Source organism: Streptomyces sp. NPDC045899 (genome assembly GCF_056431485.1).
In genome coordinates, this window is sequence record NZ_JBWKKP010000015.1 from 103,358 (window position 1) to 115,556 (window position 12,199).

The window sequence follows — 12,199 nt, forward strand, 5'->3', positions numbered from 1 at the left end:
CCAGCAGCCCCGGTACCTCCTCGGCGGTTCCGAAGTGGTGGCGCACCAACCCACCCCGCCCGCCGAGGAGTCACCGCTTGATGCGGGGAGCAGAACCTAGCGGATCTTGAAGTAGGTGTAGCAGGTGTAGGCCAAGCCCAGCGTGAGGTGGGCGTTGGAGGCGCTGCCGGGTTTGACCCAACCGCTGGAGCGCTTGGAGCCGGCGATCTTCACCGAGGACGCGTGCCACTTCGACCCGTGCAAGTAGTTCGAGTAGCAGTACTTGCCGCTCGTCGTGGTCCTCCAGCCGTAGCACCACTTGCCGCCACTGGTGGGAACGCAGGCCTCCTGGTCCGGCCTGACGGAGTGCGCCGAACTGTTCACCTTGATCTTCGCCACACCCCATGCAGAGGGGTTCCCCAGCTCCGCGGGCGGCTTCGTGCCGTCACCGCGCTGATGGGTGGTGACCTGACCGACTTCAGAACCATCCGCGGTACCCGTCGCGGTCTGAGCGCCGTTTGCGGCGGCCGGCGCAACGAGGCTGCCTACCGCGAGTGCCGCGCTCGCGAAGCCGAGAGCCATCGATCTACCAGAAATCCTCATGTGCACACACGCCTCCCGTTTTTTCCGCATTCTGCGGTCCTTCATTCGATGTCTGCCCGGGGGCGTCGGCAGGCGCGCCGCTGCCGGATTTCCCGCGCGGCACGTCCCGCTCCGGGCAGCCCGGGGCGGCTGTGCTTCCAGCGCCTCGTGCTCCCGCCCCCCATTGGTCCGGCAGGTACATCGACAGACTGCCGGGTCCGCCACCGGGAGGGCGTTAGCGGTGAGTGCACAGGTGCTGCGCAATGCGTCTCGGACGGGGCGAGCATGCGGAACTCATTGCCCTCCACCGGACGCACGGAGCCCGGCCACCGCCCATTTGGCCCGGGTGGACAGCCGGCTGAGCTCCTTCGCCCAGCCCTTGCCGATCACCTTCAGCAGGAGTCGGCCGTGGGCCATCGTCGCGCGGGCCAGGTCCGCGTCGCCCGTCTCGACCGCGGCGAGCACCAGCTCCAGATGCTGTTCGGTGATCAGCCGGCCGAGCCCCCGGCGGTGCCACTCCTCGACCGTCCCGTCCGGCGGTGTGCCCCCGGCGCCGACCGCCGCCCTCGCCCGTTCCAGTGCACGGGCCGCCGCATCGAGGTCGCCCTTGCGGCGCTCCAGACGGGCCAGTACATACGCCTCCGAGGCCCGGCCGCGGGCGGTGTCCTGGAGCGAGAGGAGGCTGGTCTGGGCGCGGGCCGCCTGCGCGTGGTCGCCGAGGCGCTCCAGCGCTTCGCGCAGCCTCCGGAGCCGGTCCGCGTCCGGACCCGTGGCGTCCAGCAGGCGGATGAGCGCGACGCGGGCATGCTCGATGCGGCCCTGCCGGTGGGCCAGTTCGATCCAGGTGAACTCGCTCTCCGGGGCCACGGCCCGCGCGGCCCACTCCACCGCCTCCGCGGTGTCGGTGATCTGCCCGATGGTGGCCGACCGCAGCAGCGGAGCGTCCTCGTCCTGCCCGTGCGCGGCCACCAGCGCCGCGGCCAGCCACCGTTCCTCGTACCACTCGGACCGTTCCGCGGCCTCGCGTTCCAGCAGGAAGCGCAGCAGCGGCAGATCACCGTCACGGCGGTCGTACCGCGCCGCGCGCAGCACCCCCGCCCGCAAGCCCGGATCCCCGGCCGCCTCCTCCCGTGCGCCGGGATCGCCGGAGCGCAGCCGCTCCAGCACCTCCCGGCCGGGCTCGAGAACGATCTCGCGCAGCGGCTGCCGGAAGGCTGCGTCCAGCTGGTAGGCGCACAGATCCCGGGAGTCGAGCAGGACATGGTCCGGCTCGGTGCGCCGGCCGGCCGACTCCGACCGGGCGAGGAGTTCGACCAGCGGACGGTCCGGCAGGCCCAGTCCCTCGATCAGCGCTGCTCGCCGTGCGTCCAGGTCCGGGACGAACTCCTCCCGCGCCTCCTGGTCCGCCGCGCGTATCGCGGCCCGGAGCCCCTCCTCGTCCAGCCCGGTGGAGAGGTTCTCGCACCATCGGGGCAGCCGGACCAGGATCTCGAGCGCTTCACCCACATCGTCGGCGAACAGCGAGGCGGCCCCGTCGGAGGACGCGTGGAGCACGGCCGTTCCCCCGGACAGGAAGTGTGTGCCGCCGGATTCGTCACCGGCGATCGGCTCCAGTGACGCACCGGAAGCCAGATGCACCGCCTCTCCGTGGTACGCCCGGTTCAGGTCGAAGCCAAAGGGGAACGCGGCCAGTTCGGCCAGTTCCGGCCGGGCGCGCAACCGTTCCAGAACGCGGTCGGTCATACCGCGTTCCCGTGCGGGGGCCCGGACCGGTCGGCCAGGGCGGTGATGCCCGCCGCGGCGGCGGTGGCGAGGTCGGTGATCATCGCGTCGTCGACGGGCAGATCGAGGATGTACAGGCCGGACGCCAGGGAGCCGAGCAGCAGCAGATGGGCCATCGCGGGGTCGACGGTCCCGGCCAGTTCGCCGCGGGCCACGGCCTGTTCGATGATGCCGGCGAAGGCGGCCTGTTCGGTGGCCAGGAAGGTGTCCTGGAACCGGGCCCGCAGTTCGGGATTGACGGCGAGTTCGCCGATCAGCGCCGGTGCCAGCTGTCGGGCCGCCGGGGTGGCCATCCGGGCGTGGAACGCGCGGACCAGCGCCAGCAGATCCCCTCGCAGGGAGCCGGTACCGACCGGCGCGGGCAGCTGCCGCTCGTGCACGGTGGCGACGAACGCCATCTCGGCCTTGGAGGCGTAGCGGCGGTAGATCGCCGCCTTGCCCACCCCGGCGCGCGCCGCCACCCGGTCCACGGTCAGGGCCGGATAGCCGACCTCATCGAGCAGTTCACGCGTGGTCCGCAGGATCTCGTGGTCCACCCGACTGTCCCGGGGGCGGCCGCCCCGTTGCCTTCTCACGGTCATGCCCCCCATGATACGGAACGCGTGTATCGAAACTGCAGTATCGTAATTAGCTCCTTCACGGCGAGTGGGAACGGAGAACTCAGGTGATCAAGTGGGCTGGCTGGATCATCACGTTATGCGGCACCGCGCATACGATCGGTGCCCTGGCGGTGCAGAAGGCCGCGCGCCACGCAGGGGCGTGGTTCAGCGGCGGACTCTGGGACGAGGACCTCGCGGAGATGAGCCCGGCGGGCAGTGCGTACTGGCTGAGTCTGGCCAGCTTCGGCATACCGCTCATCCTCATCGGCCTGACGGTGCTGTGGCTGGACCGCCGTGACATCACCCCGCCGGCGTTCATCGCCTGGACGCTGGCGGCCTGGACCGCCGTCGACGCCGTGGTCCTCCCGTTCACGCCCTGGCCGCTCTTCGCCCTCGCGTGCGCCCTGCTGCTGACCGGGGCCCGCCGCGCCGATCGCGGCAACCCCGTGTGTGACAGGGCCTAGTGGGCGGATCGGGTCGGTGAGCGGCGTTCACCGCCGGGCGGCCAGCACTGCCGCGAGGCCCTCTCGCAGATCTTCGACGAAAGGCCCGGGAACCTCCAGCGACGGAAAATGTCCCCCGGTATCAGGCTCGGCCCATCGGACGATCTGCCGGTACCGCTCCTGTGCCCAGGGGCGCGGACACTTCTCGACGTCGCGGGGATACATGGTGATCGCTGACGGGACGTCGACCCGGAGTTCGGGATCGAGCGAGTCATGGCTTTCGTAGTAGATGCGGGCCGACGATGCGCCGGTCCGCGTCAGCCAGTACAGCGTGACGTTGTCGAGGACGCGGTCTCGGGAAATCCTTTCGAACGGGCTGTCCTCGGTGTCCGTCCACTCGGCGAACTTGTCGAGGATCCAGGCGAGAAGTCCGACCGGTGAGTCGACGAGCGAGTAGCCGATGGTCTGCGGCCGGGTCGCCTGCTGCTTCGCGTATGCCGCGTGGTGGCGCCAGAAATCGCGGTTCTCCTCGGCCCACTTGCGCTCGACCGCCGTCAGCCCGTCCATGGTCAATCCCGGCGGGCCCTCCGCGAACGTCGTGTGGATGCCGAGGACGTGCGCCGGGAACCTGCCGCCGAGAACCGTGGTGATATTTCCTCCCCAGTCGCCGCCGTGGGCCACGAACGTGCTGTAGCCGAGCCTTTCCATCAGTTCCACCCATGCGGCCGCGATCTTTTCGGTTCCCCATCCGGTGGTGGCCGGCTTGTCGCTGTAACCAAAGCCTGGAAGTGACGGAACCACGACGTGGAACGCCGGTGCGGCCGCGTCGTCCGGATCTGCCAGCTCGTCCACCACATCGATGAACCGGGCAATGCTGTCCGGCCATCCGTGCGTCAGGAGCAGAGGAGTGGCATCCGCGCGCGCGGACCGGCGGTGCAGGAAGTGGATTCCCAGATCGTCAATGGTCGTGCGGAACTGGCCGACACGGTTGAGGCGCTCTTCGAACGACCGCCAGTCGTACCCGGTGCGCCAGTAGTCCACGACTTCGACGAGGTCGGCGAGCGGAACGCCCTGGTCCCATCGGCGAGGACCGGGTGCGGCGCGATGGACCGTCTCGGCCTCCGGCAGCCGCGCCGCGGCCAGCCGAGCGCGCAGATCGTCGAGGTCGGCGTCAGTTGCGTGGGTTTCACATTTTTGGACGTCGCTGGTGGGGCGGGGCATGAGACCTCCTGGGCATCGTGGAACCGGCTAAGGCGGTTCTAGCAGCTCTCCGAGCGGCGCCGCAACCGGCTAAGGTGGTTCCATGTGCGCAGCGTTTCCTGATTTCCGCCTCGGCAAGGTGCTGGCGACCAGCTTCACGGGGACGCTCTCGGAGCGTTATGGCGACGCCGTGGAGCGCATTCCCGTGCCGCGGCGACTCGTCGACTGGCTGGCGGTGAGCGGCCTCGCCGTGGACTCCTGCACCACCGCCCAGCTCGACCTCGCCCGGGAGCTGAGGGAGTCGATCCACGCCGCCGCGACGGCGGCCGCGCTCCAGGACGCTCTCCCCGCGTCCGCCGTCCAGGTCATCAATGACTTCAGCGCCCGGGGCCGGGCCGCGGCGATCCTGACGCCCGAGGGCGAGCGGCGATGGCAGCTCAGCTCGGCTTCCTCCGTGGAAGATGCCCTCGGTGTGATCGCCGCCGACGCGGTCAGCATCATCGCGGGCGAACGAGACGGAAAACTGGCCTTGTGCGCGTCACCGACCTGTCAGGCCGCCTTCTTCGACGCCAGTCAGAGCCGCACCCGCAAATGGTGCGAGATGAACACCTGCGGGAATCGCCAGAAGAAGGCGCGCTTCCATGCCAATCAGCGCAGGAACCCCGGTTCGCCGGAGTGACCGGTTGGCGGGATACGCCAACCGAAGCGCGCTCCCATGGTCGGGGTCACATCCGGGGACTCCGGACGCGTCTCGGCTCGCCGACGACCCGGTTCACAGGAGCGTGCTTCCTGCCCGGGCAAGTGCCACTGCGGCACTGAGGAGGAGCGCGCCGAGAACGATCCTGTGGAAGCGTGCTCCGTCGAGGGAGCTCAGTACCCGGCTTCCGGTCCAGCCCCCGATGGCGCTGGCAAGCCCGCCGGCCAGGCACAGCTGCCAGGTGTTCCGGGTCGCCTCGCAGGACCAGAAGAACCCGGCGACGCCCAGTGCCCCGCTGAAGGTGAACACCGCCGCGAGGGTGGCCCGAAAGGCCCGCGGCTCCAGGCCGAACGCGCGCACGGCCGCCGCCAGGGGCGGACCGTAGGTACCGGTGGCGGTCAGGAGCAGGCCCGAAAGCGCTCCGACCGCGCCGACCCTCAGCGGTGTCGGCTCCAGCTGCCACCCGCGCCAGACGACGGCGGCGCAACCCGTCACCACCACAGCGATCAATGCCGTCAGCGTCGACGCGGACACCTCGGACAGGACGAGCAGCCCCAGGGGTATGCCGAGCAGGGCCGTCCCGGAGAACGCCAGCGCGACCGGCCAGCGCACATGGCGGTGGTCGGCCGTCGCGGTGACGGTGGTCAGGAGAAGGCTGACCTCCCCGACCGTGACCACGGCGGCCTTGGGATCAATGACCGATCCGAGCAGCGGAACGGCGGTCAGCGCGAATCCGAACCCGGTCACCGACTGCGCGAAGGCCGCCACGGCAAAGATCAGGAACACCGGAATCGTGGCCATTCCGCCTCCAGCCGCGCAGCCGAGTCCCCGCCGGTTCGGCGAAGTCCCGCCGGACGGCGGGCCCATTCGACGACCGAAGCGCTCGGTCACACCCGCTGAAAGGCTGGGCTCGCCATCCTTTGCATAAAACTGTCCTCGATCGTATAGTCATGCCATACCCGAGGAGGACAGCGATGGCGGTACGTGCTGCGGTGGCAGGGGCGAGCGGATACGCGGGCGGCGAGCTGCTGCGTCTGCTGCTGGCCCACCCCGAGATCGAGATCGGCGCCCTGACCGGCAACTCCAACGCCGGACAGCCGCTCGCCGCCCTCCAGCCGCATCTGCTCCCGCTCGCCGACCGGGTCCTCGAGCCGACCACCGCGGACGCCCTGACCGGGCATGACGTGGTCTTCCTCGCCCTGCCGCACGGCCAGTCCGCCGCCGTCGCCGAGCAGCTGGGGGACCAGGTCCTGGTGATCGACTGCGGTGCCGACTTCCGGCTCGCCGACGCGGCGGACTGGGAGCGGTTCTACGGTTCGCCGCACGCCGGTACCTGGCCGTACGGCCTCCCCGAGCTGCCCGGGGCCCGCGCCGCACTGGAAGGGTCCCGGCGCGTCGCGGTGCCCGGCTGCTACCCGACCGCCGTCTCGCTCGCGCTCTTCCCCGCGTACGCCGCCGGGCTCGTCGAGCCCGAGGCCGTGATCGTCGCCGCCTCCGGCACCTCCGGGGCGGGCAAGGCGCCCAAACCGCATCTGCTGGGCAGTGAGGTCATGGGCGCCATGAGCCCGTATGGTGTGGGCGGCGGCCACCGGCACACGCCCGAGATGATCCAGAACCTCTCCGCCGCCGCTGGTGAGCGCGTCTCCGTCTCCTTCACCCCGACCCTCGCGCCCATGCCCCGCGGCATCCTCGCCACCTGCAGCGCCAAGGTCAGGCCCGGGGTGACGGCGGAGGCGCTGCGCGCCGTGTACGACAAGGCGCTGCGCGACGAGCCGTTCGTCAGGCTGCTGCCCGAGGGGCAGTGGCCGTCCACCGCCGCCGTCCACGGATCCAACGCCGCGCTGCTCCAGGTGGCCCTGGACGAGGCGGCCGGCCGCGCCGTCGTGATCAGCGCCATCGACAACCTCACCAAGGGCACCGCGGGTGGCGCGGTGCAGAGCATGAACATCGCCCTCGGCCTCCCCGAGGAGCTGGGACTTTCCACGATCGGAGTCGCTCCATGAGCGTTACGGCCGCCAAGGGCTTCACCGCCTCCGGCGTCGCGGCAGGGATCAAGGAGAGCGGAGGCCCCGATCTCGCCCTTGTCGTCAACAACGGGCCGCGCCTCGCCGCCGCGGGCGTCTTCACCTCCAACCGCGTCAAGGCCGCCCCGGTGCTCTGGTCCGAGCAGGTGGTCAGGGGCGGACAGATCTCCGCGGTGGTCCTCAACTCCGGTGGCGCCAACGCCTGCACCGGTCCGCTCGGCTTCCAGGACACCCACGCGACCGCCGAGAAGGTCGCGGACGCCCTCGGACACAGCGCGGGCGAGGTGGCCGTCGCCTCCACCGGGCTCATCGGCATCCGGCTGCCGATGGACGCCCTGCTGCCCGGTGTCGACAAGGCCGCCGCCGCGCTCTCCCCGCACGGCGGTGAGAAGGCCGCCATCGCCATCAAGACCACCGACACCGTGCACAAGACGGCCGTCGTGCAGAGCCCGGACGGCGCCTGGACGGTCGGCGGCATGGCCAAGGGCGCGGGCATGCTGGCCCCGGGCCTCGCCACCATGCTCGTCGTCCTCACCACCGACGCCGATGTGGACACCCCCGGCCTCGACACCGCGCTGCGCGCCGCCACCCGCACCACCTTCGACCGGGTGGACTCCGACGGCTGTATGTCCACCAACGACACCGTGCTGCTGCTGGCCTCCGGCGCCTCCGGGGTCGCCCCCGGCCGGGCCGAGTTCGCCGAGGCGGTCCGCGCGGTCTGCGACGACCTCGCCCGTCAGCTGATCGGAGACGCCGAGGGCGCCTCCAAGGACATCCGGATCGAGGTCATCGGCGCGGCCACCGAGGACGACGCCGTCGAGGTGGGCCGCTCCATCGCCCGGAACAACCTCCTCAAGTGCGCCATCCACGGCGAGGACCCCAACTGGGGCCGGGTGCTCTCCGCGATCGGCACCACCTCCGCCGCCTTCGAGCCCGACCAGCTCAACGTCGCCATCAACGACGTATGGGTCTGCAAGAACGGTTCGGTCGGCGAGGACCGCGAACTGGTCGACATGCGCTACCGCGAGGTGCGGATCACCGCCGATCTGTCCGCGGGCAGTGCCTCGGCCGTCATCTGGGCCAATGACCTGACCGCCGACTACGTCCACGAGAACAGCGCCTACTCCTCATGACGCAGACGAATCCCGCCACCCCGGACGACACGACTCGTCCCACCGCCCGCAGGCACACCGCGCTGCCCAAGGCCCGCACCCTCATCGAGGCGCTGCCCTGGCTGACCCGCCACCACGGCAAGACCGTCGTGATCAAGTTCGGCGGCAACGCGATGGTCGACGAGGAGCTGAAGTCCGCCTTCGCCCAGGACGTGGTCTTCCTCCGGCACGCCGGACTGCGCCCCGTCGTGGTCCACGGCGGCGGCCCGCAGATCAGCGCCCAGCTCGACAAGCTGGGCCTGGTCTCGGAGTTCAAGGCCGGTCTGCGGGTCACCTCGCCCGAGGCCATGGACGTGGTGCGGATGGTGCTGGCCGGACAGGTCCAGCGCGAACTGGTCGGTCTGCTCAATCAGCACGGCCCGCTGGCCGTCGGTCTGACCGGCGAGGACGCCCACACCATGACCGCCACCAAGCGCTGGGCCGAGATCGACGGCGAACGCGTGGACATCGGCCGGGTCGGTGAGATCACCGAGATCGACGCGGGCGCGGTCCGGGCGCTGCTGGACGACGGCCGGATCCCGGTGGTCTCCTCGATCGCCCGCAGCGCCGACGACGGCCATGTCTACAACATCAACGCCGACACCGCCGCCGCCGCGCTGGCCGCCGCCCTCGGCGCCGAGACGCTGATGGTCCTCACCGACGTGGAGGGGCTGTACGCGGACTGGCCGGACAGCGACGAGGTGATCAGCCAGCTCACCGCGAGCGAGCTGGAGAAGCTGCTGCCGGAGCTGGCCAGCGGCATGGTGCCCAAGATGGAGGGCTGTCTGCACGCCGTGCGCAACGGCGTCACCACCGCCCGGGTGCTCGACGGCCGGGTCCAGCACTCCATCCTGCTGGAGATCTTCACCGACGAGGGCATCGGCACCATGATCGTTCCGGACCCGGCCGGCACGGCCCACGACGAGGGGGAGGACAGTTGAGCAACACCGGACTCGCACAGCGCTGGCAGGGGGCGCTGATGGACAACTACGGCACCCCCCGCCTCGCCCTCACCCACGGCGAGGGCGCCCGGCTGTGGGACGCCGACGGCAAGGAGTACCTGGATTTCGTCGGCGGCATCGCCGTCAACGCCCTGGGCCACGGCCACCCCGCCGTCGTCCGGGCGGTGTCCGACCAGATCGCCACCCTCGGCCATGTCTCCAACCTGTTCATGGCGGAACCGCCGGTGGCCCTCGCCGAGCGGCTGCTCCGGCTCTCCGGCCGCACCGGGCGGGTCTACTTCTCCAACTCCGGTGCGGAGGCGGTCGAGGCCGCGTTCAAGATCGGACGGCGTACCGGCCGAACCCACATGGTGGCCACCACCGGCGGTTTCCACGGCCGCACCATGGGCGCCCTGGCACTGACCGGCCAGCCCAGCAAGCAGGAACCTTTCCTTCCGCTGCCCGGCGAGGTCACCCACGTCCCCTACGGCGACACCGAGGCGCTGCGCGCGGCCGTCACCACCGACACCGCCTTCGTCATCGTCGAACCGGTCCAGGGCGAGAACGGCGTCGTGGTGCCGCCGACGGGCTATCTGGCCGCGGCCCGCGAGATCACCCGGGCCACCGGCACCCTGCTGGTGATCGACGAGATCCAGACCGGAATCGGCCGGACCGGCCACTGGTTCGAGCACCGGGCACAGGGTGTGGAGCCCGATGTGGTCACCCTCGCCAAGGGGCTCGGCGGTGGTCTGCCGATCGGCGCGACCCTCGCCTTCGGCCCCGCCGCCGATCTGTTGACCCCAGGTCAGCATGGATCCACCTTCGGCGGGAACCCCGTGGCGTGCGCCGCCGCGCTGGCCGTGCTGGACACCCTGGAGGCCGACGGGGCCCTGGACCGCGTCAAGCGCGTGGGGGAGCGGCTGCGTGACGGAATCGAGTCGCTCGGCCACCCGTTGATCAGCCAGGTCCGTGGTGCCGGGCTGCTGCTGGGTATCGTGCTCACAGAGTCCCTCGCGCCACAGGTGCAGCAGGCGGCTCAGGATGCGGGACTCCTGGTGAACGCGGTCGCTCCGGACGTGGTCCGGCTGGCCCCGCCACTCGTCGTCGCCGACGGCGAGGTGGACACCTTCCTTCGGGAGCTGCCCGCCGTCCTGGACGCCGCACACGGGGGCCACGGGGAACGACGATCCGGAGACTGACGAGACGATGACCGAGGCGCAGCACACCGAGGCCCAGGACGCCGGGACGAACCACAACGGACCGTCCGTGCCGCAGACCCGCACCGCCCGCCACCGCCGGATCGTGGACATCCTGAACCGGCAGCCGGTCCGCTCCCAGAGCCAGCTCGCGAAGCTGCTCGCCGACGACGGACTCTCCGTCACCCAGGCGACGCTCTCCCGCGACCTGGACGAACTGGGCGCGGTGAAGATCCGCAACACCGGCGGCGAGCTGATCTACGCGGTGCCCAGCGAGGGCGGCGACCGCACCCCGCGCGCCCCGCTCGGCGAGTCGGCGAGCGAGGCGCGGATGGCGCGGCTGGCGGGTGAACTCCTCATCTCCGCCGAGGCGTCGGCCAACCTCGTGGTGCTGCGCACCCCGCCCGGCGCCGCCCAGTTCCTGGCCTCGTCCATCGACTCGGCGGAGCTGCACGCCATCCTCGGCACCATCGCGGGCGATGACACGGTGCTGCTGATCAGCCGGGACCCGGCGGGCGGGCAGGCGCTCGCCGACCATCTGCTGAGGCTGGCCCAGAAGGCGCGCTGACCGCTCCGCGGGGCCGGCCCCTCAGGCCGGGCCCGGCGGAAGAGGCAGCGGCAGCCCCGGCAGCCCGTCGATGCTCCGCGCGATGTGCTCCTTCTTCCCGAAGTAGCGGCTGAGCGAGGCGTCGTCCTCCCGGTGGAAGCGGTCGCCATGCAGGGTGCGCTCCTCGCGGTAGTCCAGATACGGGACCGCGAAACCACAGGTGTCCCGGATCAGCTCGGCCGTCACCACGATGACCGCGCGCAGCCCGTGCGCGTCGATGTCCACCTCGGGGAACTGCTCCACCAGCCCGGCGAACCGCGGATCGTCACGGAACACCGGCTCCCCGCGGCCGTGCACCCGCACGATGTTCGGCGGGCCGGTGAAGGCGCACCACATCAGCGTGATGCGTCCGTTCTCCCGCAGATGGGCGATGGTCTCGGCGTTGCTCCCGGCGAAGTCCAGGTAGGCCACCGTCCGTTCGTCGAGCACGGCGAAGGAACCGGCCAGCCCCTTCGGCGAGAGGTTCACCGTCCCGTCGCCGTCCAGCGGGGCGGTGGCGGTGAAGAAGACCTTCTGCTGTTCGATAAAGGTCCGCAGCCTGCCGTCGATCCGTTCGTAAACCTTTCCCATGTGGCGCATTATCCGCCGGGGTCGTGGCCACGGGGATGGTTCCATGGGTGACATGGCCGACAGCACACGGCCCGGTGTCCGTGTCCGCCGGGTGTACGAGGCGCCGGAGCCGGAGGACGGCGCCCGCGTCCTGGTGGACCGCGTCTGGCCACGGGGCCTCACCAGGGACGACGCCCGGCTGGACGCATGGGCCAAGGCCGCCGCCCCCTCGACCGAGCTGCGCCGCTGGTTCGGCCACCAGCCCGAGCGCTACGCCGAGTTCGCCCGGCGCTACCGCGCCGAACTGGCCGACCCGGAGCGGGCCGAGGCCGTGGCGGAGCTGCGGGAGCGGGCCGCGGCCGGGCCGCTGACCCTCCTCACCGCCACCAGGGACCTCGACCATTCACACGCCCCGCTGCTCGCGGACGCCGTCCGCGGCCACCGCTGAC

The 12,199-nt window shown here is 71.1% G+C and carries 14 protein-coding genes; 8 read left to right on the forward strand and 6 right to left on the reverse strand.

Annotated elements, in window-relative coordinates; genetic code table 11:
• Positions 1-96 precede the first annotated feature (96 nt).
• The 3 genes from AC07FT_RS22775 to AC07FT_RS22785 form a co-directional block, all read right to left on the reverse strand.
• Complete coding sequence (locus AC07FT_RS22775; RefSeq protein WP_479177845.1) at positions 97-561, reverse strand: lactococcin 972 family bacteriocin; 465 nt, start codon at positions 559-561, stop codon at positions 97-99.
• A gap of 294 nt (positions 562-855) precedes the next feature.
• The gene (locus tag AC07FT_RS22780; RefSeq protein ID WP_479177846.1) at positions 856-2,304 is read right to left on the reverse strand and encodes a hypothetical protein; all 1,449 of its coding nucleotides are present in this window, start codon (positions 2,302-2,304) and stop codon (positions 856-858) included.
• Positions 2,301-2,924: a TetR/AcrR family transcriptional regulator gene (locus AC07FT_RS22785; protein WP_479177847.1), complete on the reverse strand. Its 624-nt coding sequence runs from the start codon at positions 2,922-2,924 to the stop codon at positions 2,301-2,303. Before AC07FT_RS22785 ends, AC07FT_RS22780 begins: the two co-directional genes overlap by 4 nt.
• An 83-nt stretch (positions 2,925-3,007) precedes the next feature.
• On the opposite strand from AC07FT_RS22785, the gene AC07FT_RS22790 reads away from it, so the two are divergent.
• Complete coding sequence (locus AC07FT_RS22790) at positions 3,008-3,406, forward strand: DUF6463 family protein (RefSeq protein ID WP_479177848.1); 399 nt, start codon at positions 3,008-3,010, stop codon at positions 3,404-3,406.
• A 27-nt stretch (positions 3,407-3,433) separates the two neighbouring features.
• On the opposite strand, the gene AC07FT_RS22795 is transcribed toward AC07FT_RS22790, so the two are convergent.
• Positions 3,434-4,606, reverse strand: a complete 1,173-nt coding sequence (locus tag AC07FT_RS22795) for an epoxide hydrolase family protein (RefSeq protein WP_479177849.1) — start codon at positions 4,604-4,606, stop codon at positions 3,434-3,436.
• An 82-nt stretch (positions 4,607-4,688) separates the two neighbouring features.
• Here AC07FT_RS22795 and AC07FT_RS22800 point away from each other — a divergent pair, with 82 nt between their 5' ends.
• Positions 4,689-5,264 (forward strand): CGNR zinc finger domain-containing protein, encoded by a 576-nt coding sequence (locus tag AC07FT_RS22800; RefSeq protein ID WP_479177850.1) that lies wholly within the window; start codon positions 4,689-4,691, stop codon positions 5,262-5,264.
• A gap of 93 nt (positions 5,265-5,357) precedes the next feature.
• Here the strand turns inward: AC07FT_RS22800 and AC07FT_RS22805 are convergent, their stop codons facing one another.
• Positions 5,358-6,083, reverse strand: coding sequence for a sulfite exporter TauE/SafE family protein (locus tag AC07FT_RS22805; protein WP_479177851.1), 726 nt, complete (start codon positions 6,081-6,083; stop codon positions 5,358-5,360).
• Positions 6,084-6,256: 173 nt separating this feature from the next.
• On the opposite strand from AC07FT_RS22805, the gene argC reads away from it, so the two are divergent.
• The 5 genes from argC to AC07FT_RS22830 are packed head-to-tail and all read left to right on the forward strand — an operon-like array spanning position 6,257 to position 11,162.
• The gene (argC, locus tag AC07FT_RS22810; protein ID WP_471206774.1) at positions 6,257-7,285 is read left to right on the forward strand and encodes an N-acetyl-gamma-glutamyl-phosphate reductase; all 1,029 of its coding nucleotides are present in this window, start codon (positions 6,257-6,259) and stop codon (positions 7,283-7,285) included.
• On the forward strand, positions 7,282-8,439 hold the full coding sequence (argJ, locus tag AC07FT_RS22815) for a bifunctional glutamate N-acetyltransferase/amino-acid acetyltransferase ArgJ (RefSeq protein WP_479177852.1): 1,158 nt from the start codon (positions 7,282-7,284) through the stop codon (positions 8,437-8,439). Before argC ends, argJ begins: the two co-directional genes overlap by 4 nt.
• Positions 8,436-9,398, forward strand: a complete 963-nt coding sequence (gene argB, locus AC07FT_RS22820) for an acetylglutamate kinase (RefSeq protein WP_479177853.1) — start codon at positions 8,436-8,438, stop codon at positions 9,396-9,398. Before argJ ends, argB begins: the two co-directional genes overlap by 4 nt.
• A complete protein-coding gene (locus tag AC07FT_RS22825) occupies positions 9,395-10,597 on the forward strand; it encodes an acetylornithine transaminase (protein ID WP_479177854.1) in 1,203 nt (400 codons plus the stop codon). The genes argB and AC07FT_RS22825 overlap by 4 nt, the downstream gene beginning before the upstream one ends.
• Before the next feature lie 7 nt (positions 10,598-10,604).
• Positions 10,605-11,162: an arginine repressor gene (locus AC07FT_RS22830; protein ID WP_254742289.1), complete on the forward strand. Its 558-nt coding sequence runs from the start codon at positions 10,605-10,607 to the stop codon at positions 11,160-11,162.
• A 21-nt stretch (positions 11,163-11,183) separates the two neighbouring features.
• On the opposite strand, the gene AC07FT_RS22835 is transcribed toward AC07FT_RS22830, so the two are convergent.
• Entirely contained in the window at positions 11,184-11,771 is a 588-nt protein-coding gene (locus AC07FT_RS22835; protein WP_479177855.1) for a pyridoxamine 5'-phosphate oxidase family protein, read from the reverse strand.
• Positions 11,772-11,823: 52 nt separating this feature from the next.
• Here AC07FT_RS22835 and AC07FT_RS22840 point away from each other — a divergent pair, with 52 nt between their 5' ends.
• On the forward strand, positions 11,824-12,198 hold the full coding sequence (locus AC07FT_RS22840) for a DUF488 domain-containing protein (protein ID WP_471206759.1): 375 nt from the start codon (positions 11,824-11,826) through the stop codon (positions 12,196-12,198).
• Position 12,199: the final 1 nt, after the last annotated feature.